The organism is Escherichia sp. KTE172, assembly GCF_000408845.1.
Classification (GTDB): domain Bacteria; phylum Pseudomonadota; class Gammaproteobacteria; order Enterobacterales; family Enterobacteriaceae; genus Escherichia; species Escherichia coli.
The window spans coordinates 3,095,455-3,120,819 of sequence record NZ_KE137316.1 but is presented as its reverse complement, the minus strand read 5'-3'; the positions used below and the strand labels follow the sequence as shown (position 1 = coordinate 3,120,819).

Sequence of the window (25,365 nt, the reverse complement as noted above, 5' to 3'; positions counted from 1 at the left end):
GGTATTACCACCCGGTTTGGATTTACCCCCGACGCAAATTCTGCGCCGCCTGCACCATGTTCGCCAGTGCCGCGCGGGTTTCTGGCCAGCCGCGCGTTTTCAGGCCACAGTCCGGGTTGACCCACAGGCGCTCTGCCGGAATGCGTTTTGCCGCTTTCTTCAGCAAGGCTTCAATCCATTCTACGCTCGGTACGTTTGGCGAGTGAATGTCATAGACGCCAGGACCGATTTCATTTGGATAATCAAACTCTTCAAACGACTCCAGCAACTCCATGTCGGAACGCGAGGTTTCGATGGTGATGACGTCTGCGTCCAGCGCCGCAATCGAATCCATGATGTCGTTGAACTCGCAGTAACACATGTGAGTGTGGATTTGTGTGTCATCTTTCGCCACGGCGGCGTTGATACGGAAAGCCTCGACGCCCCACTGGAGATATGCATCCCAGTCGCTACGACGCAGCGGTAAACCTTCGCGCAGCGCCGGTTCATCAATCTGAATGATGCCAATTCCAGCGGCTTCCAGGTCCGCGACTTCATCACGCAGCGCCAGCGCAATTTGTTTGGCGATGGTTTCACGGCTGACATCTTCACGCGGGAACGACCAGCAGAGAATGGTCACTGGGCCGGTCAACATCCCTTTCACCGGTTTATCAGTCAGGGATTGCGCATATTTTGCCCACTCCACGGTAATCGGTGCCGGGCGGCTAACGTCACCAATAACAATCGGTGGCTTCACGCAGCGGGAACCGTAGCTCTGTACCCAACCGTTTTGCGTAAAGACAAAACCGTCGAGGTGCTCGCCAAAGTATTCCACCATGTCATTACGCTCAGCCTCGCCATGTACCAGCACATCCAGTCCCAAACGTTCCTGCTCAACAATGGCCTGCTTGATATGTTCCGCAATGCCCGTGCGGTAGTTGTTAGCGTCGAGATTACCCTTTTTGAAATCCAGACGCAGGGTACGAATTTCCGTAGTTTGCGGGAAAGAACCAATCGTGGTGGTCGGCCATGCTGGGAGTTTAAAACGCGCACGCTGGGCTTCAGCACGCACTTCATAGACATTCGCACGCTGACTGTCCTGAGCGGTGATCGCCGCCAGACGCTTTTCTACTGCCGGATTATGTACGCGGGTTGAGTGACGACGCGCCTGAATCGGGGCGCTCCACTCTGCCAGAGCTGCCGTATCACCACTGTTCAGCGCATCGCGCAGCAGTGACAGTTCATGGCATTTTTGTAGGGCGAAGGCAAACCAGCTTTTCACTTCTGCATCAAGACGCGTTTCCACGCTCAGGTCGATGGGGCTGTGCAGCAACGAGCAGGAAGATGCCACCCACAAATCACGTTTGCCGACAATGTCCTTAATTTGCGCATATTTCTCGGTAAGATCGGCGCGCCAGACGTTACGACCATTGATAAGACCCGCAGACAGTAGCCAGTCTGAAGGCAGACGCTTGTGCAGTTCAGCAACGTCATCTTTACCATGTACAAGGTCCACATGCAGCCCCTGAACAGGCAGCGCAGTAATCGTGTCGAGATTTGGCGTTACGCCTTCAAAATAGGTAGTCAGCAGCAGTTTCACCTGGCCCTGAAGCGCGTCGTAAGCGGGTTTGTATGCGTCCAGCCACGCCTGCGGTAGTTCCAGTACCAGTGCGGGTTCGTCGATCTGTACCCACTCAATGCCGCGTTTTGCCAGTTCTGCCAGTACTTGCTGATAAACCGGCAGAATGTCGTTTAGCAGGCTCAGGCGGTCAAACTGTTCACCTTTCACTTTCCCAAGCCATAGGTAGGTAACCGGCCCCAGCAGCACAGGTTTCACCTTGTGGCCCAGCGCCTGCGCCTCGTCCACTTCCTCCAGCAGCTGCGTCCAGGTCAGTTTGAACTGCTGGCCTTTAACGAACTCCGGCACCATGTAGTGATAGTTGGTGTTAAACCATTTGGTCATTTCCGCTGCCGCCGCAGGTTCGCCAGTCGGCGCACGTCCACGACCAATACGGAACAGGGTGTCGATATCTACCGAACCATCTTTGTTCTGATGACGTGGCGGAACATTACCCAGCAGCAGACTGGTGGTCAGTACATGATCGTACCAGGCAAAATCGCCCACCGGCAGCAGGTCGATACCCGCCTGCTTTTGTTGATCCCAGTGACGGGCACGCAGTTCACGCCCTACTGCCAGCAGTTCTTCACGCGTGGAGTTCCCCGCCCAATAACTCTCTTGCGCTTTTTTCAGCTCGCGACGCAGGCCAACGCGAGGGAAACCGAGGGTGTGATTCAATATTGTCATTTCTCTTCCTCTAATTATATGTAAATCCTATGGATTTTGAATTTAGGGAAGGCGGCAAGTTTATTCATCCCCGGGAGCTTACTGAAGTAAGTGACCGGGGTGAAGAAACGCAGCCAACGCACCATAAATTTAAAAGACGAAGGATTTTAGCCGTCCAGATGTTTACACATCCATAATTGGCGGTTACTGTATATTCCTCAAGCGCAAATTATTCATGCCGAAGTGAAGGACTTTCATGATCGAAGTAAAACACCTGAAAACGCTACAAGCGTTGCGGAACTGCGGCTCTCTCGCAGCCGCTGCGGCGACGTTGCATCAGACGCAATCCGCCCTATCTCACCAGTTTAGCGATCTGGAACAACGCCTTGGCTTCCGGCTATTTGTGCGTAAGAGCCAGCCGCTTCGCTTTACACCGCAGGGAGAAATCCTGTTGCAACTGGCAAACCAGGTGCTGCCACAAATTAGCCAGGCACTGCAAGCCTGCAATGAACCGCAGCAGACGCGTCTGCGCATCGCCATTGAGTGCCATAGCTGTATTCAGTGGCTGACGCCCGCGTTAGAAAATTTCCATAAGAACTGGCCGCAGGTCGAGATGGACTTTAAATCGGGCGTGACATTTGACCCGCAGCCCGCCTTGCAACAGGGAGAGCTGGATCTGGTAATGACGTCCGATATTCTGCCGCGCAGTGGCCTGCATTATTCGCCGATGTTCGATTATGAAGTGCGTCTGGTATTGGCACCTGACCATCCACTGGCGGCGAAAACGCGTATTACACCGGAAGATCTCGCCAGCGAGACGCTGTTGATTTATCCGGTGCAGCGTAGTCGACTGGATGTCTGGCGGCATTTTCTTCAGCCAGCAGGCATCAGCCCGTCACTGAAAAGCGTCGATAACACCTTATTGTTGATTCAGATGGTTGCCGCACGGATGGGTATTGCCGCACTACCGCATTGGGTGGTGGAGAGTTTTGAACGCCAGGGTCTGGTGGTGACCAAAACCCTGGGCGAAGGCTTGTGGAGCCGACTGTACGCCGCCGTGCGTGATGGCGAGCAGCGTCAGCCGATTACAGAAGCGTTTATTCGCTCAGCGCGCAATCACGCCTGCGATCATCTGCCGTTTGTGAAGAGCGCGGAGCGACCCACTTACGATGCACCCACAGTGAGGCCAGGATCACCAGCGCGCCTGTAATAAACGTTGGCCAGTGCGGCTGTTGGTGCCAGATAGCCAGGTTTACCAGCAGCCCTGCCGGAACGTGCATATTATTCATAATGCCCAGCGTTCCGGCGTCTACTTGGGTTGCGCCGTAGTTCCACATAAAGTAGCCAATCCCGGAAGCCACCACGCCAAGAAACACCAGAATGCCCCATTGCAGCGTGGTTTGTGGCATTTTCTGCGCATTTCCCAGCAAGAACCATGCAATCACCGCCACCAGGAACGCGCCAAGATAGAACCACGCAAAGGCGTTATGCTGCGGCATCGGGCGAGTTTCCATCAGACGTTTGTAACCCACCATGCCGATGGCAAAAGTGATATTGGAGAGCTGCACCAGCAGCAGGCCAGTCCAGAAGTGGTCGGTGACCTGATCATAGCGAATAATCCCGGCACCAATCACCGCCAACAAGGCGCTAAAAGCATAGCCCCAGCGCAGACGGCGCTGACTCATGATGTCATAAATCAACGTGATGTAGAGCGGCGTCAGTACGGTGAACAGCAGCAGCTCGGAGACCGTCAGGTAGAGATAGGCGCGAAAACTCAGCATATACATCACGCCGAGCTGCATCGCGCCCACCAGCATATACAGGCCGACCGTTTTCAGGCTATTGCCACGGGTACGCAGAAACGGCAGAAAAACGAGTGCCGCCAGGCCAACGCGCACCAGCACCGCAAAATAGCTATCGACGTGCCCCGCAAGGTACTCGCCATAAAAGCTAAAGGAGAAGGCCCACAGAATCGTGGTGATGATAAGTAGCGCCACAATGGAAAACTCTTTGATTAACGAGTATCCATTGTAGCGAAGTATCAGGTTGACAACTGACCAAATAAAGAACGATTACGATAAATAGAGCTTACGCAGATAATGCGGCACTGCGTCCTCGGCGTTAGTACCAATCACTTCCAGCTCCGGATGCAGATCTTTCAGCCGTTGGTGCGCACTGCCCATAATGCAGCCTTTCCCCGCCATCGACAGCATTTCGGCGTCGTTCATCCCGTCACCAAACGCAATACAATCCTTCAGGCTGTAGCCCAGTTTCTTCGCCACTGCTTCCAACGCATGGCCTTTCGACACGCCGCCCGCCATCACTTCCAGACAGGTTAAGGTAGAGAAACTGACGTTGACGCGATCGCCCCAGCGAGCGTTAATCGCCTGCTCCAGCGGCAGCAGTTGTTCATGGGAATCGCAGGTGAAGAACACTTTGCTGACGCCTTCCGGCTCCAGTAATCCAGGCTCATACAGCGCATATTTGAACACCGCTTCTTTAAAAAAGCGCATCTCTTCCGGGCGATGGCGATTCATAAACCATTCGTCGTCGCGATAAACGTTAGTAATGATGTCCGGATTGTCGTTGACTACGCCAAACAGATCGCTGGCAATGTCGCGATCCAGGTTATGAGCAAAAATCAGATTGCCATCCAGATCGTGAACGCGCGCGCCATTGGAGGTAATCATGTAAGACTTAATCTCCAAATTATCGCGAATTTGCCCCACATCAACGTGGTGACGACCGGTCGCAAACACAAAGTTGATGCCGCGCGCGGTGAGCAGCTTCAGAGTTTCTTTGGCGTAAGGGGATAACGTATGGTCGGGAGAAAGTAACGTGCCATCTAAATCAGACGCAACAACCTGGTACATAAGAAATTTAAACCTCTGTAGAGCGGTTTCCGCTGGGTGAGTTATGCCTGTTGAAAAAATCAACGATAGCGTGGAGCGCGACTGAGCGCATTGCGTCCTTTTCAAAAAGGATCTCATGGTACGCACCTTTAATTACCAACGGCCGTCCTCCTTCGACAGGATGGCCCGCAGCGGTGCGGAGTTCACAAAAACGGTCATGCATGCGGTTATCCACCACGCGTTCCTCTTCAGCTTGTAAGAGAAGCGTTGGCGTGGCGTCATCACCCGCACCGGCTAACACCTGTTCGCCAGCCAGAATACTTTCGCGTACCCAATGGTAGGTCGGCCCACCGACGCGAATCGTTGGGTCATCAGCATAAAAGCGTAAGTTACGTCGATATCGCTGTCTGCTGTGGGTCAGTACGTTGATAGCAAACGGCAACGCGCGCCAGCGCCCGGTGCCTATTGCATAGCCATCGCGGAAACGTGGATGCGCTTCGGCCCAGTTGAGGATCTGCCGTGCCATAAATGACGGCATACGAATCACGATCCCAAACATTGGCGCAGTTAGCGCAATGGCGTCACATACACCTGGATGGCGTTGCAGAAATAATGTGGAGATCGCACCGCCCATCGAGTGCGCCAGTATAAAGCGTTTACGCCACGGACCGGGCTGAACCTCCTGTTGCCAGAATGCCGCCAGATCATCAACATAATCATTAAAGCGATTAACATGCCCGAGATGCGGATCGGCTAACAGGCGACCGGAACGTCCCTGCCCGCGATGGTCGATGATTAAGACATCAAACCCCAAATGGAACAGGTCGTAGGCCAGTTCCGCATATTTTACGTAGCTCTCAATACGCCCCGGGCAGATGACTACCACCCGGTCATGGTGCTGTGCGCGAAAACGGACAAAGCGCACCGGAATGTCATCCACACCAGTAAACTCTGCTTCATCTCGCTGACGCCAGAAATCAGTCAGCGGTCCCATGGTAAAAGCAGCAAACGCGTTTTCTCTTGTTTCCCAGTCTTTTTGCTGCTGAAACATCGGGTAATCTGCCTCTTAAACCACGTAAAATCGTTTTTTTAAGCGTGCCTGACACAACGCTGCGACAGTAGCGTATTGTGGCACAAAAATAGACACACCGGGAGTTCATCATGACCTTAGAATGGTGGTTTGCCTACCTGCTGACATCGATCATTTTAAGCCTGTCGCCAGGCTCTGGCGCAATCAACACCATGACCACCTCGCTCAACCATGGTTATCGCGGCGCGGTGGCGTCTATTGCTGGGCTTCAGACCGGACTGGCGATTCATATTGTGCTGGTTGGCGTGGGTTTGGGGACGCTATTTTCCCGCTCAGTGATTGCGTTTGAAGTGTTGAAGTGGGCGGGCGCAGCTTATCTGATTTGGCTTGGGATTCAGCAGTGGCGCGCCGCTGGCGCAATTGATCTTAAATCGCTGGCCTCTACTCAATCGCGTCGACATTTGTTCCAGCGCGCAGTTTTTGTGAATCTCACCAATCCCAAAAGTATTGTGTTTCTGGCGGCGCTATTTCCGCAATTCATCATGCCGCAACAGCCGCAGCTGATGCAGTATATCGTGCTCGGCGTCACGACTATTGTGGTCGATATTATTGTGATGATCGGTTACGCCACCCTTGCCCAACGGATTGCTCTATGGATTAAAGGACCAAAGCAGATGAAGGCGCTGAATAAAATTTTCGGCTCGTTGTTTATGCTGGTGGGAGCGCTGTTAGCATCGGCGAGGCATGCGTGAAAAATAATGTCGGATGCGGCGTAAACGCCTTATCCGACTTACTCTGATGACGCGTCTGGCATCAACGCGAAATAATCAAATGAATGCCAAATCCGGCAAATAACGCCCCGGCAAAACCATCAATCCACTTCGCCAGACGTTGATAACCACGGCGCATTTGCGGCAGGGCAAACAGGCTGGCAACGACGGTAAACCACGCCAGTGTTTCGATAATAATCAACGCGAAAATGCCCCAGCGCTCAGTGGTGCCGACGTTATCGCCGACAAACAGCGAGAATACCGAACCAAAGTAGATAATCGCTTTCGGATTGGCGAGATTGGTCAGTAAGCCTTTCAGGAAACTGCGCCCGCTTTTCGCCAGCTCAACCTGTGGTGCAGGCGCAGATACAGCCTCTTTTTTCAGTGCACCACGTAGCATCTGGTAACCCATCCAGCAGAGATACAGGCCACCGCCCACCATAATCAGCGTATGCAGCCAGGCCATTTTTTCGATAATCAAATGCAGGCCAAGCAACGCAATCCCAGCCCAAACCATTACGCCGCAGGTAATGCCCAGCACGCCCATCATCGCTTCTTTACGGGAACGACTGACAGCGGTCTGAGAGACAAAAAAGAAATCGGGACCGGGGCTCATAAGCGCCACAATGTGCACCATGGCGACGGTGAGGAATAACATCAACATACATTAGACTCGCGGGGAAAACGTTTACGGAGTCTTCATCCTGGCACTTTTTTATCCTGCTGACTACTCTTCGTCATCGCCATCAACATGCGCACGAATCAGCGCCATGAACGGTTTGCCAAAGCGTTCCAGCTTGCGCATCCCAACGCCGTTAACGCTGAGCATTTCGCTGGCAGTGATCGGCATCTGTTCAGCCATCTCAATCAAGGTCGCGTCGTTAAACACCACGTACGGCGGGACATTGCTTTCATCGGCAATCGATTTACGCAGTTTGCGTAATTTGGCGAACAGTTTGCGATCGTAGTTGCCGCCGAAGGATTTCTGCATCGCTTTCGGTTTGAGCGCCACGATACGCGGCACGGCAAGTTGCAAAGAGGATTCGCTGCGCAGCACCGGACGCGCAGCCTCTGTCAGTTGTAGGGCAGAATGCTGGGCAATATTTTGCGTCACCAGGCCGAGGTGAATCAGCTGGCGGATCACGCTCACCCAATGTTCATGGCTTTTATCACGGCCCATGCCATAGACTTTCAGTTTGTCATGACCATAGTCGCGGATACGCTGGTTATTAGCGCCACGAATCACTTCCACCACATAACCCATCCCAAACCGCTGATTCACACGACCAATGGTGGAAAGGGCAATCTGAGCATCGGTTGAACCATCGTATTGTTTCGGCGGATCGAGGCAGATATCGCAGTTCCCGCACGGCTCCTGCCGCCCTTCGCCAAAGTAGTTCAGCAGCACCAGACGACGGCAAGTTTGCGCTTCGGCAAACGCGCCCATCGCATTGAGTTTATGACGTTCGATATCCTGTAACTGCCCCTGCGGTTTCTCTTCCAGACAACGACGCAGCCACGCCATATCCGCCGGATCGTAAAACAGCATCGCTTCCGCGGGCAGGCCATCACGCCCGGCGCGTCCGGTTTCCTGATAATAGGATTCAATGTTGCGCGGAATATCAAAATGCACCACGAAGCGAACGTTTGGTTTATTGATGCCCATGCCGAACGCCACCGTCGCCACCACAATTTGCAGGTCATCGCGCTGGAATTTCTCCTGCACATCAGCGCGAACATTATTTTCCAGCCCGGCATGATAGGCCGCCGCGCTAATTCCCTTGCTTTGCAGGCGCGCAGCGGTGTCTTCTACTTTCGCACGACTATTACAGTAAATAATCCCCGACTTACCGCGTTGTTCCTGTACATAACGCATCAACTGATCGAGCGGTTTGAATTTCTCCATCAGCATGTAGCGAATATTCGGACGGTCAAAACTGCTGATTTGAATCAGCGGATCGTTCAGCCCCAGCAGGCGCACGATATCCTGGCGCGTGGTGTCATCGGCTGTGGCAGTCAGCGCCATAAACGGCAGCGTCGGAAAACGCTGACGCAGCTGACCGAGGGCAGCGTATTCCGGGCGGAAATCGTGACCCCATTGGGAGATACAGTGTGCTTCATCAACGGCTAATAACACCGGATTCCAGTGCGCCAGATGCTCAAGAAAGTTATCCAGCATCAGACGTTCCGGCGCGATATAAAGCAGGCGGATTTGCCCGGTGCGACAGCCTGTCATAACTTCAAGTTGCTGCTCGCGGGTTTGCGTCGAGTTAAGGCACGCCGCCGCCACGCCGTTGGCTTGCAGTTGATCCACCTGATCTTTCATCAACGAAATCAGCGGTGAAACAACCACGGTAAGGCCGTTTAGCAATAAGGCAGGGATTTGATAGCAAAGGGATTTTCCGCCACCAGTGGGCATGACGACGAGGCAATCGCGGCCGGAAAGCACAGTGTCGATAATTTCTTCCTGGCCGGGGCGAAACTGTTGGTAGCCAAAGGTTTCTTGTAAAACCTGTTTAGCTCCGGACTCCAGATTCAACACTTCCGCCTGCGCCACATTCACCCCGATTGCCTGAAATAAAAACAGGCGCTATTTTCAGCGCCTGCGCGAGAAACTGCAATGCTTTTAGTCTCTGAGAGGGTAATCCTGGATACTGGATTCCAGATTTGCCAACCACTCAACCGTTCATCAAAACAAGTCGTTTAGCATAACCCCTACACCAACGCGGGTCTGGTTGAAGTTATAGTCGATGAGCGATTCGCCGTAACCGCTGTAAACCTGAGTATAAAGGCGCACATGTTTGGTGATCGGGTAACTTAAGCCTAACTCCGCGCCGCCGTAGCCCGTGTTCCAGTTGTACTGTCCTTTCGCACTCAACACCGCATCACCGAGGTGATAGCCGATTTTAAGCTGGTAGTAACCCATATATTTGGTGATATCCGGGTTATCGTCAGTATTACCCACCACATACCACGGCTTCACTTCTACCAGCCAGTTACCGTTTTCTGCCATCAGGCGGGTATAAAGGCGGTTCCAGCTACGGGAAGTCGGGTCTGAACGCCCGTTAGAGTCGTGGTTATACCCCATCTCCACATCGCGCAGCGTCCAACCTGCAAAACGGTAATCGGTGGCAAAACCGAGGAACAATTGCGGTTCGTAGTTGGTTTCACGAAACGGTGAAGACTCTTCGCTATTGGACAGTTGCCACCAGGATTTTTGCGTATAAGACGCACCCAATACCGAGTTCGGGCCTAAAATCCCACGCCACAGCGGAAACGCCAGGCTCAACTGAAACTTTACTTCATCCTTACGCGCATTTTCCGCCCAGTCGTAACTGGCAATCGCTTCTTTATTCAGATCGCTGGTTTGGGTATAGATGATGTAGTTGGTGTCATAAGGATAAAGGGTGAACGGATTGTCATGCTCCTGCAGCATATTGGCGATAATACTGCCACGCACCGCTGGCGCGTCATGCACCTCTTTCACCGTTGCCTCTTGTGCATATACTGCCATAGGCAACATAAACACCGGCAACAACCAGCCCTGCAGAGTCCGCATCGCTCGTGTTCTCCGTAACGAATTATTGATAAGGTGAATATTTTTCTGCGGGCTATTTTACATACTTAACTCCATAGCCGTTAGTTATCCCTTCCTAAAGTAGAAACCAACAACAAAGAAGCATAAAATCAACATTTCATTAACTAATGAAGTGTAAGGATGATATGTCTGCCGTACTGACCGCTGAACAAGCCCTGAAATTAGTGGGTGAGATGTTTGTTTATCACATGCCATTTAACCGCGCATTGGGGATGGAACTGGAGCGTTACGAAAAAGAGTTCGCACAGCTGGCCTTTAAAAATCAGCCAATGATGGTGGGTAACTGGGCGCAAAGCATTTTGCACGGCGGGGTCATTGCGTCGGCGCTGGATGTCGCCGCAGGTCTGGTGTGCGTGGGAAGTACCTTAACCCGCCACGAAACCATCAGTGAAGATGAACTACGCCAGCGGCTATCGCGGATGGGGACCATTGATCTTCGCGTCGATTATCTGCGCCCAGGCAGAGGCGAGCGTTTTACTGCTACCAGTAGCCTGTTACGTGCAGGCAATAAAGTCGCCGTCGCCCGCGTTGAATTACACAATGAAGAACAGCTTTATATTGCCAGTGCTACAGCCACCTATATGGTAGGTTGATAACGTAAAAGCAGGTAAACTGCTGTTACCAATTAAAAATGAGTATTCCCGATGGATGCAAAACAAACGCGGCAGGGCGTATTACTCGCTCTTGCCGCTTATTTTATTTGGGGTATTGCGCCAGCGTACTTCAAGCTGATTTACTACGTGCCCGCCGATGAGATCCTGACGCATCGCGTGATCTGGTCGTTTTTCTTTATGGTGGTGCTGATGAGCATTTGCCGCCAGTGGTCCTATTTAAAAACGCTGATTCAGACGCCACAGAAAATTTTTATGCTGGCAGTCTCTGCCGTGCTGATTGGTGGCAACTGGCTACTGTTTATCTGGGCGGTGAACAATCACCATATGCTGGAAGCGAGCCTTGGTTACTTTATTAACCCGCTGGTGAACATTGTGCTGGGGATGATTTTCCTCGGCGAGCGATTCCGCCGGATGCAATGGCTGGCGGTGATTCTGGCGATATGTGGCGTGTTGGTTCAGTTGTGGACTTTTGGTTCACTGCCGATTATCGCGCTGGGGCTGGCGTTTAGTTTTGCCTTCTACGGCCTGGTACGCAAGAAGATTGCTGTTGAAGCGCAAACCGGCATGTTAATCGAAACTATGTGGTTGCTGCCCGTGGCGGCGATTTACCTGTTTGCTATTGCCGACAGCGCAACCAGCCATATGGGGCAAAACCCGATGTCGCTGAATTTACTGCTGATCGCCGCCGGTATTGTCACTACCGTACCGCTGTTGTGTTTTACTGCGGCTGCGACACGCCTGCGTCTCTCAACGTTAGGCTTTTTTCAGTACATTGGCCCGACGCTGATGTTCCTGCTGGCTGTGACGTTTTATGGCGAAAAACCGGGTGCCGATAAGATGGTGACCTTCGCCTTTATTTGGGTGGCGCTGGCAATTTTTGTGATGGATGCGATTTATACGCAGCGTAGAACGTCCAAATAAAAAATAAATATATTCTGAAAAAATATGCCGACTCTTGCATGAGAGTGGGCATATTGCCATGCTGACAGGAGACTCACACAAGGATGTAAAATTTATGTTGCGTATATTTATCCCAACATCTAACGGTAAGATTTCCAGACGTCGTTATATATTTTCATTTATTTTAATAAATTTCATTTTTGCCTTTCTTATTATCTTTTTTAACGATGGGGACGCAGGTTTTCTTGTTATTGTCTCTACCATCGCACTCCATTATCTCGTCATCAACATAAATTGCCAACGACTCCGTGATAGTGGTTTCATATATATAAAAACTTATGTTTTTGGTACATTAGCAGTATATATCATCTCTATCATCACAATGATAGCCGAACATTTTGATTGTTCAGGCAATGGTTCGATGATTTTTTTGATTTGTTATTTTTCCACTTTCAGTATGCTAATGCTTGCACCTACTGATTCATCAAAACAATAGTTATGGAGTATTTATGAGTAAGGAGTATATGAACGATGGTTCATTAAGTGAAAAATGGAAATACCGATTTAACTTTTATGATCAACATGGCTTTCCTGGATTCTGGGGGGCAACACCAGAATATAAAGCAGCATTTAAAACATTAAAAGTAAGACAACGATTAACTATTAAAATGAATTTCATTGCTTTCTTCTGTTCCTGGATCTATTTATTTGTTCTGGGATTATGGAAAAAAGCAATTATAGTTCTATTACTTGGCATTCTATCTCTATTTGTTGGTGCACTAATTGGCGTTAACATTCTGGGAATTGCCGTAGCAGCCTATGTTGCTGTTAACACGAACAAATGGTTTTATGAGAAAGAGGTAAAAGGGTTAAATACCTGGAGCCTTTGAATAACAGGTGGCTTAGCCAGGCTAAGCCACCGCTCTCGTTTTTTACAACCAGTTCTTCCGCTTAAAGTACAAATACGGTGCCAGGCCCGCGAGGATCATAAAGATAATCGCGCCAGGGTAGCCGAAACTCCACTTCAGTTCCGGCATAAACTCAAAGTTCATCCCGTAGCTGGAAGCAACCAGTGTTGGCGGCAGGAACACGACGGATACCACCGAGAAGATTTTGATGATGCGGTTCTGCTCGATATTGATAAAGCCCATCGCCGCCTGCATCAGGAAGTTCACCTTCTGGAACAGAGATTCGTTATGCGGCAGCAGGGATTCGATATCTCGCAGGATTTCACGCGCCTGCTCCAGTTGACCACCCGGTAAACGCGCCTTGCGTACCAGGAAGTTGAGCGCGCGCTGGGTATCCATCAGACACAGGCGAACTTTCCAGCCGATATCTTCCAGTTCCGCCAGCGTGGAGAGCGCCTCGTCGTACTCATCGCCCTGATGCCCTTCCATAATTACCCGGCTCAACTGCTCCAGGTCGCTGTAGATATTTTCAATTTCATCTGCCAACTGTTCGATTTTGGTTTCGAACAGATCCAGCAGCAGCTCGTAGGCGTTACCGTCCACCATTGACTGGCTACGGGCACGCATACGATACAGACGGAATGCAGGCAGTTCACGCTCACGCAGAGTAAACAGACGACCATCACGGATGGTAAATGCCACAGTGGAGTTACCGGCGTGATCTTCCGCATCTTCAAAGAAGAAGAAGGAGTGAATATGCAGGCCGTCATCGTCTTCAAAGAAACGTGCCGATGCTTCGATGTCTTCCAGTTCCGGGCGGGTTGCCAGGCTCTGGCCAAGTTCAGATTGTACGCGCAGTCGCTCGTCGTCGTCCGGTTCGACAAGATCAATCCATACTGCATTTACAAGGGGTTGTGACTCTTCGACTTCCAGCCGGGTCAGTCGGTTATTTTCCAGTTGAAATGCGCTCAGCATGACCGGGACTCCCAATGCTTAAAATATCGGACAGTTCGGTGGGCACACAGAAACAAATTGGGTTTCAGACCATTAAACAGCCTGACTCAGCGCGACGGGAAAAATTGAGGTCGCTGACAACCGCTAAGGCTATCAGCAAAAAGGGATAGCCTTAGGAGTTGATCCTGGATGACAGGATAGTGAGCCAGTATCTACTGGGTGTGTCCAAGGCGAATGTCCTCTTAGAGTGATCGTGCGCGCATGTTACGCCAGCAAAATTTTGCCGTCAACACGCAACAGAACACCACAGAACAATAGTTGAACTTCGCGCTTTTTGGTACTCGTCAAGGTCGCTAACAGGATAAAAAAATCCCACATCCAGGACCTATAATGGCGCATCGGCTACTCATTGGTAAAGGAATGATCACCTTGAATCTCAAACGGATTTTTCTCGTCCTCACCTTACTTCCCTTGTTTGCTGTTGCCGCTGATGATTGCGCACTCTCAGATCCGACGCTGACCGTACAGGCGTATACCGTTAATCCTCAAACAGAGCGGGTGAAAATGTACTGGCAAAAAGCCAATGGCGAAGCGTGGGGAACGTTACATGCTCTGCTGGCGGATATGAATAGTCAGGGTCAGGTGCAGATGGCGATGAACGGCGGCATCTATGATGAAAGCTATGCGCCGCTCGGTTTGTACATCGAAAACGGTCAGCAGAAGGTGGCGTTAAATCTCGCTTCAGGTGAAGGGAATTTTTTTATCCGTCCTGGCGGCGTGTTTTATGTCGCGGGAGATAAAGTCGGCATCGTTCGTCTGGATGCCTTTAAAGCCAGTAAAGATATTCAGTTTGCGGTGCAGTCAGGGCCAATGTTGATGGAAAACGGTGTAATTAATCCGCGTATTCATCCCAACGTCGCCTCACGCAAAATTCGTAACGGTGTTGGGATTAATAAACAAGGGAACGCCGTGTTTTTGTTGAGCCAGCAGGCGACAAATTTTTATGATTTTGCCTGTTATGCCAAAGCGAAACTGAACGTTGAGCAGTTGCTTTATCTTGATGGCACAATTTCACATATTTATATGAAAGGCGGGGCAATCCCGTGGCAACGCTATCCTTTTGTCACCATGATTTCCGTCGAGTGGAAAGGTTAAGCATTGTACACTCGAGGAGGCCAGACAAACTGGGACTGGCTACACAGCTGGAAAATCATCAGATAAATGAAGGGAAACAAAAATGAAAAAAACGCTCGCAACGTTATTTTTATTAACGTGTCTGGGATCATCATCCGCCTATGCGGATAACGCTCTGATTTTACAAACTGATTTTAGCCTGAAAGATGGTGCCGTCTCGGCGATGAAAGGGGTCGCATTCGGCGTTGACCATAATCTTAAAATCTTTGATTTAACACACGAAATTCCACCGTATAACATCTGGGAAGGCGCTTATCGTCTGTATCAGACTGCCAGTTACTGGCCGCAAGGTTCGGTGTTTGTTAGCGTGGTCGATCCGGGCGTAGGCACTGACCGTAAATCGGTAGTGCTGAAAACCAAAAACGGTCAATACTTCGTTTCACCAGATAACGGTACGCTCACTTTGGTGGCACAAACTCTGGGTATTGATAGCGTCCGGGAAATCGACGAAAAAGCTAACCGCCTGAAAGGTTCTTAAAAGTCATATACCTTCCACGGTCGTGATGTGTATGCCTACACCGGTGCGCGTCTGGCTTCCGGGGCGATTACGTTCGAACAGGTGGGGCCAGAGCTTCCTGCAAAAGTTGTCGAACTTTCTTATCAGAAAGCCAAAGCAACAAAAGGTGAAGTGAAGGGCAATATCCCGATTCTCGATATTCAGTACGGCAACGTCTGGAGCAATATCAGCGACGAGTTGCTGAATCAGGCAGGAATCAAACTCAACGACACGTTGTGTGTGACCATTTCCGAAGGTTCCCAGCAAAAATACGCAGGGAAAATGCCGTATGTCGCAAGCTTCGGCGATGTGCCGGAAGGCCAGCCGATGGTGTATCTGAACAGCTTGTTGAATGTTTCCGTGGCGCTGAATATGGATAATTTCGCGCAGAAACATCAGGTTACGTCTGGTGCTGACTGGAATATTGATGTGAAGAAGTGCGCTAAGTAAGGTGCTGATGCGGGATGCGGTGTGGCGCACCGCATCCCGCAACGTCACACCGTCTCCAACCGGGCATAAGCCGCCACCAGCCATTTAATACCCTGGCCCTGAAATGCCACCTGCAAACGGCTATGCTCACCGCTGCCTTCCATATTGACGATGGTGCCTTCACCAAACTTAGCGTGGCGTACGCGCTGGCCGAGCTTGTAGCCGCTGTCGTTCTCGACCATCGGCGTACCCATCCGTTGATGGCTGACCGGGCGGCTTACCGTGGCGCGCAGGCGCACCTCTTCCACACACTCTTCCGGCAGCTCGCCGATAAAGCGCGACGGGCGATGGTAAACCTCTTTGCCATACAGACGGCGGGTTTCCGCGTAGGTCAGCGTCAGTTTCTGCATCGCGCGGGTTACGCCAACGTAGGCCAGACGGCGTTCTTCTTCCAGACGTCCGCCTTCATCCAGCGACATCTGGCTTGGGAACATGCCTTCTTCCATACCAACGATAAACACCTGCGGAAACTCCAGCCCTTTCGCCGAGTGTAGCGTCATCAACTGCACCGCATCCTGCCAGGTATCCGCCTGCCCCTCGCCCGCTTCCAGTGCCGCATGGGAGAGGAATGCCTGCAGCGGCATTAAATCTTCGTCTTCTTCGTTGTAGCTGAACTGGCGCGTCGCCGTTACCAGTTCCTCTAAGTTTTCGATACGCGTCTGGCCTTTTTCGCCTTTCTCCTGCTCGTACATGGTGCGCAGGCCGGAGTCTTTAATTACCCGGTCAGTCTGTACATGCAGCGGCATATCGGCAGTTTCCTGCGCTAAGGCGTCGATCAGTTCCATAAACCGCTGTAAGGCACTGGCAGCACGTCCGGCGAGGGCTTTTTCCTGCAACAGTTCACGACATGCCTGCCACAGCGTTAACTGGCGATCGCGCGATGTCTGACGTACCACGTCCAGCGTCCGGTCACCAATACCCCGCGTTGGTGTATTCACCACGCGCTCAAAGGCCGCGTCGTCATTACGGTTGGCAATCAGGCGCAGATACGAGAGCGCGTCTTTGATTTCCTGGCGTTCGAAGAAGCGCATCCCGCCGTAAATACGGTACGGCATACTTGCCTGTAACAGTGCTTCTTCCAGCACACGCGACTGGGCGTTGCTGCGGTAGAGAATGGCGCACTCGGCAAGCGCCCCGCCTTTGTCCTGCCAGGTTTTGATACGGTTAACCACAAAACGCGCTTCATCGAGTTCGTTAAAAGCGCAATAGAGGGAAATCGGCTCACCGTCCGCGCCATCGGTCCACAGTTTTTTACCCAGACGCCCGTTGTTGTTTTCAATCAGGGCGTTCGCGGCGCTCAGAATATTGCTGGTAGAGCGGTAGTTCTGCTCCAGACGGATAGTTTCAGCACCGGGGAAATCATTGAGGAAACGCTGAATATTCTCCACCTGCGCTCCGCGCCAGCCGTAGATTGACTGATCGTCATCGCCAACGATCATCACTTTGCCGGTATCGCCCGCTAGCAGGCGGATCCACGCATACTGAATGTTGTTGGTATCCTGGAATTCGTCCACCAGGATATTGGTAAACCGTTCGCGATAGTGCTGAAGGATATACGGCTTGTTAAGCCACAACTCGTGAGCACGTAGCAGCAGCTCGGCGAAGTCCACCAGGCCCGCGCGGTCACACGCTTCCTGATACGCCTGATACACCTTCTGCCAGGTCTGCTCCACCGGATTACCGTAGCTTTGAATATGATGTGGACGCAGGCCTTCATCTTTCTGGCTGTTGATGTACCACATTGCCTGGCGCGGCGGCCACTGCTTCTCGTCGAGGTTCATCGCCTTGATTAGGCGTTTGAGCAGGCGTAGCTGGTCCTCGCTGTCGAGAATCTGAAAATCCTGCGGCAGATTGGCGTCCATATGGTGCGCACGCAGCAGACGGTGCGCCAGCCCGTGGAAGGTGCCGACCCACATGCCGCCCTGGCTGGTGCCCATCAGCTGCCCGATACGATGACGCATCTCCGCCGCCGCTTTGTTGGTAAACGTTACCGCCATAATCGAATATGGCGAGCAGTTTTCCACGCTCATCAGCCAGGCGATACGATGCACCAGTACGCGCGTCTTACCACTGCCCGCGCCCGCCAGCACCAGAAGGTTGCTGCGTGGCGCGGCCACCGCTTCGCGCTGTTTGTCATTAAGGCTGTCGAGCAGGTAAGAAACGTCCATTGGCACCGCCGCGTAAAAATAGGTTGGGCGGAGAAGCGCAACGCCCTCCGCCAAAAAGCTGGGTATATATACAGATTTGCTGATTATATCAGCGAGGTCAGAGATGCCAACCGGGAAATTTCCAGATGCGGGAGTAAACGGCTGTCCCAGGTTTGCATCAGATCGCCATTTTCCGGTCTGATCCAACAAGCCTGCATTCCGCTACGAATTGCCCCACCCACGTCAGTGGTGAGATCGTCCCCAACATGTAAGATCTCGCCGATCGGCACGTTGAGTTTTTCCGCAGCCAGAAAGTACATATCGCTGAACGGTTTTGAGCGCCCGTGCGGGCCAGCGCGCAGCACAAACTCAAAATAATCCCCCAAACCAAACAGTTCCGGCTGGGCGTTACCGTTGGTGATCGCCACCAGCGGCCATTTCTTCGCCAGCTGTTTTAAGGTGTCGTGGGTTTGCTGCGGGACATCGATTCGGCTGCGCCATTTGGCAAAGTTGATCATTGCCGCGTGTGCGCCTGCACTGGCTTCTTCGGCACTCAGCCCGGCGTCGAGCATGGCTTGTTCAATCGAACGAAAACGCCAGCGCGTCACGTCGTGATAAATCTCGGGTTCCGCTTCCCGTACCGCCTGGCGCAGGCGTTGCAGATCTTCATTCTGGAAGCTGCGCAGCGCCGGATGATAATTTTGCACAAAGGTAAGCGCCTCTCGCTCGGTGCGCAAAATCACCGGACGGTTATCGTAAAGGGTATCATCCAGGTCAAAGGTGAGCGCCGAGATGCGCCCCAAAGGCCGGTAAAAACGCATTATTTCCCCCGTTTGGCGCGTGGATGCGCCGCATCGTACACCGAGGCAAGGTGTTGAAAATCAAGATGAGTATAGATTTGCGTGGTGGAGAGGTTGGCATGACCCAGCAGCTCCTGCACACCACGAAGATCGCCGCTCGACTCCAGCATATGCGTAGCGAACGAGTGACGTAATTTATGCGGGTGAACGTGATTATTCAGCCCTTGTTTTATGCCCCATTCGGCAAAGCGTTTCTGCACATTACGCGCGGAGATACGCTTGCCCAGTTTCGACAGAAAAAGCGCGTCGTCTTCGCTACCAAACAGGTCGCGCAAATCAAGCCAGTGCTCAATCCACGCCACAGCGTTGCGACCAATCGGCAGGCGGCGCTCTTTGCTGCCTTTCCCCATCACCCACACTTCACCAGACTCCAGGTCGAGGTGTTTGATATCGAGCCCCACCAGTTCGGAAAGACGCAGACCCGCGCCGTACATCACTTCCAGCATTGCCCGATCGCGCACGGCGAGGGGATCGTTGATATCAATATCCAGCAGCCGATTCATATCATCGACGTCGATGTTTTTCGGCAGATGACGCGGCGCTTTCGGTGCCGAAACACCTTTCGCCGGGTTGGCTTTGAGCTCGTTCTGGCTGACCAGCCAGTCAAAAAAGCTACGTAGCGCAGAAAGCCGTAACGCCAGACTTGCAGCTCCCAGCCCTTTACGGCGACTGCGTACAGCGAAATTGCGCACCATCGTCACATCACATTGCTGCCAGCTTTGCAGACCGTTTTCGCTGGCAAAATTGATGATCGCCTCAAGCTGACGCTGGTAGTTAAGCAGGGTTATCGGGCTTAGCTGGCGCTCCACGCTCAGATAACGTAGGTAGCGTTCTACATCGGTGTGTAAATCGGTCATACGCGTTCAATCCAACGCTCCAGAAGCTCCGGCAACATCAGCGCAATTTCATGAAGTAACTGCGTTCCCTGCCCTTGTTGATAGTGACTGGCATCGCGACTGGTAAACAGCACAACACCCAAATCAGCATCGCTTCCCAGCATCGACATCGCCACCGATCCCACCGCTTTCGCTTCCGGTAGCACCACCAGAAGCTCCGGTCCGTTAAGCGGCCCCAGATAGTGCTGTTCCTGCCCCAGACGCTGAATACGCAGCGGTTCGAAAGACTGACGGCTTAATGCCAGATGAATGTGGTTCGACGGCGCACCTAAGCGCCAGCGATCTGGAAACAGGCGCAAACTCGCCCCTGCCAGGCCGAGATCGCGCGCCCAGCGGTGAAAGCGCATCAGCATATCATCGAGACTGCTGGCGGCGGTGAGACTACGCTGCAAGTAGAGTAAGCGATAAAACAGGCCTTCGTTGGCAATAGCCTGTTCCATCAACAGCGCCATGTTCTCTTCCAGAACATGAATATGATTACGTGCGCGGGCCATGTGCCATTCGACCAACGAAACGGTGCCGCGTACCGGATGCGGCACACGTATCGCTTCAACTGCGCGCGCATTGCGGATAAAAAACTCAGGATTTTTAATCAGATAATCGACAACCGCCCGGTCATCAAGCTCCGTGAGTGTTTCCTGCAGTTCTTCCCCTGGTTGCTTCATAGATGAATAAATCCGTCGTAGACATGTACCGCCGGGCCAGTCATATATAACGGGTGACCCGGACCTTTCCAGGCGATATCAAGACGACCGCCGGGGAGTTCCACGCGTACTTCTTCGGCCAGCAAACCTTGCTGGATCCCTACCGCCACCGCCGCACATGCGCCGCTGCCGCAGGCCTGGGTTTCTCCTGCCCCACGCTCATAAACGCGTAAACGAATATGCTCGCGCTTAACCACTTGCATAAAACCGATATTGGCGCGCTCCGGAAAACGCTCATGGCTTTCCAGAACAGGACCAAGCGTTTCTACCGCCGCAGTATCGACATCATCGACCTGAATCACGCAGTGCGGATTTCCCATCGACACCACGCCACATAAGATTGTCTGCTCGGCGGCGCGCATAATATAGGTCTTTTCCGCTTTGTTAGCGCGAAACGGCACAGCGGAAGGTTCGAAGTTGGGCTCGCCCATGTTTACGCGAACCAGATCATCATCGGTGACGGTCAGAACCATCCGCCCGTTGGCGGTGCTGACGCGGATATCGCGCTTATTGGTCAGCCCTTTCAGACGCACAAAACGGGCAAAGCAGCGCGCGCCGTTGCCGCACTGCGCCACTTCACTGCCATCAGCATTGAAAATGCGATAGTGAAAATCCAGTTCAGGATCATACGGCGGCTCAACCACCAGCAGCTGGTCAAACCCTACCCCCAGGTGCCGATCCGCCAGGCGACGAATCAGCTCCGGTGAAAAAAAGACATTCTGCGTTACCGCGTCGACGACCATAAAATCGTTGCCAAGGCCATGCATTTTCGAGAACTGCATCATTTACTCCAATCACGCGGGTACAGAAACTGACTTTTAGTAATTCACCTGGGATGGACCATCGCCAGTGGCGCGGTCGTTTTTATCCGGCACCGTGGATTGCGTTTGCGTCTCTACCGGTTTGGTCGGCGGCGGTGCGTTTTTATCTGCAGGCGGGAAATAGAGCGGACCTTTCAGACCGCAGCCCGTCAGGCTGAAGAGAGTAAGTAATACAGTGAGTGCCTTAAACACGTTTTTCATTATGGATTGCCTGTAAAGTTCATCGCTTTCTGCTTTCTATCATCGCAGGAGAAGGCGTAAAAGCAAGCGTTTAGCGACTCTTTATGAAGTCTGAAAAGTGAGGAAATGCTGCGAGTATAACGCTTACTCGTGGCGATTTATGTTTTGCTGGTAGTTTCGTGATCGGCACCTCGCGCCAGGATGGCTTTATGCACTATCGCAATGTGGTTTGTTTGTTGGCTTGTTCGTTGTTTTTATCGTCGGCATGGGGATGTCGGCTTGATGAGCGGAACATAATATTTACCAGAAACAGGGAAAAGGCGTGGTGTATTTGCGCCCTTATGAAAAGACCAATCTTTCGCTATATAGAGACATTATTATTCCGTTGACGGATGAATCATGCCAGAACGCAGCAGACGAGCAAACTTTGAAGCCCTGACCCCATGCCGCTATACTGCCGCCATCACTTAAAAACAGGATACAACAATGAACGACAGTGAATTTCATCGCCTGGCTGATCAACTGTGGCTGACCATTGAAGAGCGTCTGGACGACTGGGATGGCGACAGCGATATCGACTGTGAAATCAACGGCGGTGTACTAACCATTACCTTTGAGAACGGCAGCAAAATCATTATCAACCGCCAGGAACCGCTGCACCAGGTATGGCTGGCAACCAAACAGGGCGGCTACCATTTTGATCTGAAAGGCGATGAGTGGATTTGCGATCGTAGCGGCGAAACCTTCTGGGATTTGCTGGAACAGGCGGCAACGCAGCAAGCGGGTGAAACAGTCAGTTTCCGCTAAGATTGCATGCCGGATAAGCCTCGCTTTCCGGCACGCTCATCACGAAAAATACTGCTGTAATAGCGGCGTGTCGTGATCCTGATTGGCAGGCGGCATGTTGCCAATCGATTTGGTGCGGAACGGAATCACCTGTTCACGACCATCAACCTTCACAATCTGATAGAACTGCGGCAGGTTGAAGTTGATGAAGCTTGAGCCGTAGGTAAAACGGTCGTGCGATGACGAGTAGAAGCGACTGACGTCACGCACCAGCTCCTCTTTGCTGCCTTCGCAGTGGTGATACACCTCAACCCGGTTGCTTTCGTCGAGAATGTAGATATTAAAGCCATTTTCGTCTTGCGTTTCTTCGAAGAAGAACTGGATGATCCCTTCGCTGGCAAAGCCGTCCACCACCGCCGGTAATTTGACGTGATTGGTTTCAACCTGCACTGACAGGCCGTGCAGTTTGTTATGCGAAATAGCGCCATAAAACTCGATGGCATTTTCTAGTTTCTGTACCGATACATTCAGGCGCTCGAAGAATAAGCCCCAGGTTTGACCAGAAACGCGCAGCGCCTTGAAGCGCCCGGTTTCCTGGCGGGTGCTGGAAAGACGCAGTTCAATGCACTCAGAAACCAGTTGCTGCACGCGAGTACGGATTAATCCGCGCAGATGCTGGCTGTAGCAGAAGACTTCCACGCTATCTGGCGGTGCGGCGTCCTGATGCATTTTGCCGAGAATAGTTTTCAGGGCTTCGATCATCGACTGCTCGCCGTTGAAGTGCAGCGTACGCACTTCGTTCCACGAGTTGCGATACAGCAGGTCCACGCTACCTACCAGGCAATTTTGATTCTCGCCAAAGCTGAAGACATCCAGCTTACGGAAATCGAAATGCACCACCTGATTGCGGAACGCAGCTGTCGGGTCATATTCCAGGTTAACGATAATCGCCAGATGGCGAATTTCACACGGGCTGTAGAGCGCTTTTGGCGTCGGTGCAGGCAGGCGCAGCGGGAAATGGTGTGACACATCGGCGACCATCTCCTGCAACTTAGGCAAATCGACAATGCCGTTGCCTTTAATATACAAGCGGGTACGCGAGGTCAGCAGGCCGTTAAACCATGCCCACGCCACCAGTTTATTCAGGTAACGGTTATATTCCAGCGGCTGATGGCTGATGATCGACTCAATATTTGGCGCGCGGTTATACAGATACCAACCTGAACGGTTAGCCCGGCCCGGCGGCACATAAATAAAGGTCAGATTCGGTTCCGAGAGATCGGGCGAAATCTGCGGGTTTACCAGCGTCACTTTACCTGGCAATGCTTCAAACGCGGCGTACAGTTTACGCGTCAGCACGCCGATATCCTGCGGACTGGCGGAGACGCTCAGGTTATTGCGACGCGCAAAGCGGATCAGATTACGGTAGCTCTGCATCATTGCATCGAGCAGCTCGTTGTGCGCCTCACGCACCTGATCAATCTTCCAGTTAGCGCGGTTATCGAGCATTGCCAGACGCGCATCGTCCCATTCCCACTCTTTCACTAACTGGGTTAGCACTTCACGACGCCAGCCTACACAGGCGCGTTCACGGCTGAGTTTTTCGCACACTTTTAAATAGAAGCAGCGACGCACTAAATCCAGACGGGTGAAATCTTCAATCGCCGTCAGGTACTCAGTAACACGCTCCAGCATCATGCAGTACGGGTCGAGGCCAAACGATACAATCTCGCCGTCGTGCAAACGCTGTTTGATATCTTTCGCCAGCAGACGTGGGTTCGGGTATTCCCAGGAATAGGCTTCCAGCAGCAGTGTTTTCAGCACCGCTTTGTATGGGGAATCAATACTCTTGTAGAGCTGCCAAAGGCTGGCACCAAAGTACTCTTCAGCAGAAAGTGAGCTTAAACCACCGAGATCCAGCCATTCATTTGGCGTCAGCACGCCCTGCGCGTAAAGCGTCATCACATAGTCGTCGTAATGCTCTTCTTCGTCGCACGGCACCATATTCCACAGAATACGCTTACCAGCGAGACGCACGGCGGTACGGTAAAATTCGTCAAGCAGCAGTATATGCTGGGTGGAGCCACAATCTTCGCCCCCCAGGCTGCCGCTTTCATTATGACGGAAGCGATTTTCATCAATCAGGAAGAAGCTAACTTCCACGCCCAGCGAGGCGGCCCAGCTTTCCAGCAGGCTGCATTTACGTTGTAGTAACTGGCGCTCTTCGCTATCAAGCCAGGATTGATGACAGACCCAGATATCCAGGTCAGAGGAACAACTTTGCCCTACGGACGAGGTGCTGCCCATGGTGTATACACCAGTAATTGGAAGCTCACCTTTCGGCGGATCCTGTACTGACATTCCACGATACAGTTCAAGCTCGTTCAGGTAGTGGCGTTGAGTTTCATCAGGCGTGTAAAGGCAAATGCCTTTGGGAACGTTACCATCAAGGTAACCCGGCATTAGCGGATGGTGATAGTGCAACAATGTCGGCAGTAGACTGTAGACCTGTTGGAATGCAGGCCCCATAGCAGCAAGCGCGCGATCCACACGCAATTGATTTATGGCATCCAGTCTCTGTTTCAGAGTCTCAATATAGAGGTACAAGACGTATCGCCTGATTTGCTACCCGTCATGACTGTGATTCCGCCAACATCAACGGTAACACGCGGCATTCGGGATATTTCGTATGTCAAAGGTAACCGTTACCACTTTTCGCGCCTGGTTTTTTTAGTTTCACGACGAAAAAATGGTCTAAAACGTGATCAATTTAACACCTTGCTGATTGACCGTAAAGAAAGATGCGCTACATACAAGTGTAGCACCGTTTATTCTCTGTAAATTCCTTATTACGACGGCGTGAAATGCCTGTCAGGATCCACTGCCAGACCTCATTTTACGGT

Annotated in this window: 24 protein-coding genes and 2 pseudogenes; 10 read left to right on the top strand and 16 right to left on the bottom strand. The window is 52.1% G+C overall.

Annotated features, from left to right (window positions below):
* Nucleotides 1-22: 22 nt before the first annotated feature.
* On the bottom strand, nucleotides 23-2,284 hold the full coding sequence (gene metE, locus G434_RS09120) for a 5-methyltetrahydropteroyltriglutamate--homocysteine S-methyltransferase (protein ID WP_000153949.1): 2,262 nt from the start codon (nucleotides 2,282-2,284) through the stop codon (nucleotides 23-25).
* A 235-nt stretch (nucleotides 2,285-2,519) separates the two neighbouring features.
* Here metE and metR point away from each other — a divergent pair, with 235 nt between their 5' ends.
* Nucleotides 2,520-3,473 (top strand): HTH-type transcriptional regulator MetR, encoded by a 954-nt coding sequence (gene metR / locus G434_RS09125; RefSeq protein WP_000573612.1) that lies wholly within the window; start codon nucleotides 2,520-2,522, stop codon nucleotides 3,471-3,473.
* Here metR and bioP read toward each other — a convergent pair.
* The 3 genes from bioP to pldB form a co-directional block, all read right to left on the bottom strand.
* On the bottom strand, nucleotides 3,361-4,260 hold the full coding sequence (gene bioP, locus G434_RS09130) for a biotin transporter (protein WP_001196244.1): 900 nt from the start codon (nucleotides 4,258-4,260) through the stop codon (nucleotides 3,361-3,363). The two genes, metR and bioP, sit on opposite strands and share 113 nt — an antisense overlap.
* A 75-nt stretch (nucleotides 4,261-4,335) precedes the next feature.
* Nucleotides 4,336-5,136 (bottom strand): sugar/pyridoxal phosphate phosphatase YigL, encoded by an 801-nt coding sequence (yigL, locus tag G434_RS09135; protein ID WP_000285353.1) that lies wholly within the window; start codon nucleotides 5,134-5,136, stop codon nucleotides 4,336-4,338.
* 7 nt (nucleotides 5,137-5,143) lie between these two features.
* Nucleotides 5,144-6,166 (bottom strand): lysophospholipase L2, encoded by a 1,023-nt coding sequence (pldB, locus tag G434_RS09140; RefSeq protein ID WP_000487648.1) that lies wholly within the window; start codon nucleotides 6,164-6,166, stop codon nucleotides 5,144-5,146.
* A 110-nt stretch (nucleotides 6,167-6,276) separates the two neighbouring features.
* Here pldB and rhtB point away from each other — a divergent pair, with 110 nt between their 5' ends.
* Nucleotides 6,277-6,897, top strand: a complete 621-nt coding sequence (gene rhtB / locus G434_RS09145) for a homoserine/homoserine lactone efflux protein (protein WP_000171710.1) — start codon at nucleotides 6,277-6,279, stop codon at nucleotides 6,895-6,897.
* Nucleotides 6,898-6,958: 61 nt separating this feature from the next.
* Here rhtB and rhtC read toward each other — a convergent pair whose 3' ends face one another.
* The 3 genes from rhtC to pldA all read right to left on the bottom strand — a co-directional run bounded on the left by rhtC (nucleotide 6,959) and on the right by pldA (nucleotide 10,474).
* The gene (rhtC, locus tag G434_RS09150; protein WP_000928828.1) at nucleotides 6,959-7,579 is read right to left on the bottom strand and encodes a threonine export protein RhtC; all 621 of its coding nucleotides are present in this window, start codon (nucleotides 7,577-7,579) and stop codon (nucleotides 6,959-6,961) included.
* Between the two features lie 63 nt (nucleotides 7,580-7,642).
* On the bottom strand, nucleotides 7,643-9,472 hold the full coding sequence (gene recQ, locus G434_RS09155; protein ID WP_001377144.1) for an ATP-dependent DNA helicase RecQ: 1,830 nt from the start codon (nucleotides 9,470-9,472) through the stop codon (nucleotides 7,643-7,645).
* Nucleotides 9,473-9,604: 132 nt separating this feature from the next.
* On the bottom strand, nucleotides 9,605-10,474 hold the full coding sequence (gene pldA, locus G434_RS09160) for a phospholipase A (RefSeq protein WP_001259694.1): 870 nt from the start codon (nucleotides 10,472-10,474) through the stop codon (nucleotides 9,605-9,607).
* Between the two features lie 164 nt (nucleotides 10,475-10,638).
* Here pldA and yigI point away from each other — a divergent pair, with 164 nt between their 5' ends.
* The 4 genes from yigI to G434_RS09180 all read left to right on the top strand — a co-directional run bounded on the left by yigI (nucleotide 10,639) and on the right by G434_RS09180 (nucleotide 12,917).
* Nucleotides 10,639-11,106, top strand: coding sequence for an acyl-CoA thioesterase YigI (gene yigI, locus G434_RS09165; protein WP_001277142.1), 468 nt, complete (start codon nucleotides 10,639-10,641; stop codon nucleotides 11,104-11,106).
* Between the two features lie 51 nt (nucleotides 11,107-11,157).
* Nucleotides 11,158-12,048 carry an EamA family transporter RarD gene (rarD, locus tag G434_RS09170; RefSeq protein WP_000339094.1) on the top strand — a complete coding sequence of 297 codons (891 nt, stop codon included), beginning with the start codon at nucleotides 11,158-11,160 and terminating at the stop codon, nucleotides 12,046-12,048.
* A gap of 94 nt (nucleotides 12,049-12,142) precedes the next feature.
* Nucleotides 12,143-12,523, top strand: coding sequence for a protein YigG (gene yigG / locus G434_RS09175; protein ID WP_001309870.1), 381 nt, complete (start codon nucleotides 12,143-12,145; stop codon nucleotides 12,521-12,523).
* 13 nt (nucleotides 12,524-12,536) lie between these two features.
* The gene (locus G434_RS09180) at nucleotides 12,537-12,917 is read left to right on the top strand and encodes a DUF2628 domain-containing protein (RefSeq protein ID WP_000032585.1); all 381 of its coding nucleotides are present in this window, start codon (nucleotides 12,537-12,539) and stop codon (nucleotides 12,915-12,917) included.
* Between the two features lie 42 nt (nucleotides 12,918-12,959).
* On the opposite strand, the gene corA is transcribed toward G434_RS09180, so the two are convergent.
* Together corA and ysgD are read right to left on the bottom strand one after the other, a co-directional pair.
* Nucleotides 12,960-13,910 carry a magnesium/cobalt transporter CorA gene (corA, locus tag G434_RS09185; protein ID WP_000947159.1) on the bottom strand — a complete coding sequence of 317 codons (951 nt, stop codon included), beginning with the start codon at nucleotides 13,908-13,910 and terminating at the stop codon, nucleotides 12,960-12,962.
* A gap of 151 nt (nucleotides 13,911-14,061) precedes the next feature.
* Entirely contained in the window at nucleotides 14,062-14,118 is a 57-nt protein-coding gene (gene ysgD, locus G434_RS30515; protein WP_211180520.1) for a protein YsgD, read from the bottom strand.
* A 161-nt stretch (nucleotides 14,119-14,279) separates the two neighbouring features.
* On the opposite strand from ysgD, the gene G434_RS09190 reads away from it, so the two are divergent.
* Nucleotides 14,280-15,044 (top strand): phosphodiester glycosidase family protein, encoded by a 765-nt coding sequence (locus G434_RS09190; protein WP_000951197.1) that lies wholly within the window; start codon nucleotides 14,280-14,282, stop codon nucleotides 15,042-15,044.
* 82 nt (nucleotides 15,045-15,126) lie between these two features.
* A pseudogene (locus G434_RS0125655) lies at nucleotides 15,127-16,029 on the top strand (S-adenosyl-l-methionine hydroxide adenosyltransferase family protein).
* A 44-nt stretch (nucleotides 16,030-16,073) separates the two neighbouring features.
* On the opposite strand, the gene uvrD reads toward G434_RS0125655, so the two are convergent.
* The 6 genes from uvrD to lptM all read right to left on the bottom strand — a co-directional run bounded on the left by uvrD (nucleotide 16,074) and on the right by lptM (nucleotide 21,697).
* Nucleotides 16,074-18,236: a DNA helicase II gene (gene uvrD / locus G434_RS09195; protein ID WP_000383420.1), complete on the bottom strand. Its 2,163-nt coding sequence runs from the start codon at nucleotides 18,234-18,236 to the stop codon at nucleotides 16,074-16,076.
* Between the two features lie 83 nt (nucleotides 18,237-18,319).
* Nucleotides 18,320-19,036, bottom strand: coding sequence for a 5-amino-6-(5-phospho-D-ribitylamino)uracil phosphatase YigB (yigB, locus tag G434_RS09200; RefSeq protein ID WP_001213584.1), 717 nt, complete (start codon nucleotides 19,034-19,036; stop codon nucleotides 18,320-18,322).
* Entirely contained in the window at nucleotides 19,036-19,932 is an 897-nt protein-coding gene (xerC, locus tag G434_RS09205; protein ID WP_000130691.1) for a tyrosine recombinase XerC, read from the bottom strand. The genes yigB and xerC overlap by 1 nt, the downstream gene beginning before the upstream one ends.
* Nucleotides 19,929-20,636 carry a DUF484 domain-containing protein gene (locus G434_RS09210; RefSeq protein ID WP_000812789.1) on the bottom strand — a complete coding sequence of 236 codons (708 nt, stop codon included), beginning with the start codon at nucleotides 20,634-20,636 and terminating at the stop codon, nucleotides 19,929-19,931. Before G434_RS09210 ends, xerC begins: the two co-directional genes overlap by 4 nt.
* Nucleotides 20,633-21,457 carry a diaminopimelate epimerase gene (gene dapF / locus G434_RS09215; protein ID WP_001160654.1) on the bottom strand — a complete coding sequence of 275 codons (825 nt, stop codon included), beginning with the start codon at nucleotides 21,455-21,457 and terminating at the stop codon, nucleotides 20,633-20,635. The genes G434_RS09210 and dapF overlap by 4 nt, the downstream gene beginning before the upstream one ends.
* Nucleotides 21,458-21,493: 36 nt before the next feature.
* Nucleotides 21,494-21,697, bottom strand: coding sequence for an LPS translocon maturation chaperone LptM (lptM, locus tag G434_RS09220; RefSeq protein ID WP_000799889.1), 204 nt, complete (start codon nucleotides 21,695-21,697; stop codon nucleotides 21,494-21,496).
* A 188-nt stretch (nucleotides 21,698-21,885) separates the two neighbouring features.
* Between lptM and G434_RS27885 the strand changes: the two are divergent.
* Nucleotides 21,886-22,040: pseudogene (locus G434_RS27885) on the top strand (DKNYY family protein); the annotation flags it as partial.
* Nucleotides 22,041-22,162: 122 nt separating this feature from the next.
* Nucleotides 22,163-22,483: an iron donor protein CyaY gene (cyaY, locus tag G434_RS09225; protein ID WP_000999947.1), complete on the top strand. Its 321-nt coding sequence runs from the start codon at nucleotides 22,163-22,165 to the stop codon at nucleotides 22,481-22,483.
* Between the two features lie 39 nt (nucleotides 22,484-22,522).
* On the opposite strand, the gene cyaA is transcribed toward cyaY, so the two are convergent.
* The gene (gene cyaA / locus G434_RS09230) at nucleotides 22,523-25,069 is read right to left on the bottom strand and encodes a class I adenylate cyclase (RefSeq protein ID WP_000281696.1); all 2,547 of its coding nucleotides are present in this window, start codon (nucleotides 25,067-25,069) and stop codon (nucleotides 22,523-22,525) included.
* Between the last annotated feature and the right edge of the window lie 296 nt (nucleotides 25,070-25,365).

Excerpts from the sequence above, each read along its gene's own strand:
- rarD (WP_000339094.1), top strand. The coding sequence starts at position 11,158 with ATGGATGCAAAACAAACGCGGCAGGGCGTATTACTCGCTCTTGCCGCT.
- xerC (WP_000130691.1), bottom strand. The coding sequence starts at position 19,932 with ATGACCGATTTACACACCGATGTAGAACGCTACCTACGTTATCTGAGC.
- yigL (WP_000285353.1), bottom strand. The coding sequence starts at position 5,136 with ATGTACCAGGTTGTTGCGTCTGATTTAGATGGCACGTTACTTTCTCCC.
- rhtC (WP_000928828.1), bottom strand. The coding sequence starts at position 7,579 with ATGTTGATGTTATTCCTCACCGTCGCCATGGTGCACATTGTGGCGCTT.
- yigI (WP_001277142.1), top strand. The coding sequence starts at position 10,639 with ATGTCTGCCGTACTGACCGCTGAACAAGCCCTGAAATTAGTGGGTGAG.
- yigG (WP_001309870.1), top strand. The coding sequence starts at position 12,143 with ATGTTGCGTATATTTATCCCAACATCTAACGGTAAGATTTCCAGACGT.
- G434_RS09190 (WP_000951197.1), top strand. The coding sequence starts at position 14,280 with ATGGCGCATCGGCTACTCATTGGTAAAGGAATGATCACCTTGAATCTC.
- yigB (WP_001213584.1), bottom strand. The coding sequence starts at position 19,036 with ATGCGTTTTTACCGGCCTTTGGGGCGCATCTCGGCGCTCACCTTTGAC.
- corA (WP_000947159.1), bottom strand. The coding sequence starts at position 13,910 with ATGCTGAGCGCATTTCAACTGGAAAATAACCGACTGACCCGGCTGGAA.
- metE (WP_000153949.1), bottom strand. The coding sequence starts at position 2,284 with ATGACAATATTGAATCACACCCTCGGTTTCCCTCGCGTTGGCCTGCGT.
- rhtB (WP_000171710.1), top strand. The coding sequence starts at position 6,277 with ATGACCTTAGAATGGTGGTTTGCCTACCTGCTGACATCGATCATTTTA.
- cyaY (WP_000999947.1), top strand. The coding sequence starts at position 22,163 with ATGAACGACAGTGAATTTCATCGCCTGGCTGATCAACTGTGGCTGACC.
- lptM (WP_000799889.1), bottom strand. The coding sequence starts at position 21,697 with ATGAAAAACGTGTTTAAGGCACTCACTGTATTACTTACTCTCTTCAGC.
- G434_RS09210 (WP_000812789.1), bottom strand. The coding sequence starts at position 20,636 with ATGAAGCAACCAGGGGAAGAACTGCAGGAAACACTCACGGAGCTTGAT.
- pldB (WP_000487648.1), bottom strand. The coding sequence starts at position 6,166 with ATGTTTCAGCAGCAAAAAGACTGGGAAACAAGAGAAAACGCGTTTGCT.
- G434_RS09180 (WP_000032585.1), top strand. The coding sequence starts at position 12,537 with ATGAGTAAGGAGTATATGAACGATGGTTCATTAAGTGAAAAATGGAAA.
- metR (WP_000573612.1), top strand. The coding sequence starts at position 2,520 with ATGATCGAAGTAAAACACCTGAAAACGCTACAAGCGTTGCGGAACTGC.
- uvrD (WP_000383420.1), bottom strand. The coding sequence starts at position 18,236 with ATGGACGTTTCTTACCTGCTCGACAGCCTTAATGACAAACAGCGCGAA.
- pldA (WP_001259694.1), bottom strand. The coding sequence starts at position 10,474 with ATGCGGACTCTGCAGGGCTGGTTGTTGCCGGTGTTTATGTTGCCTATG.
- dapF (WP_001160654.1), bottom strand. The coding sequence starts at position 21,457 with ATGCAGTTCTCGAAAATGCATGGCCTTGGCAACGATTTTATGGTCGTC.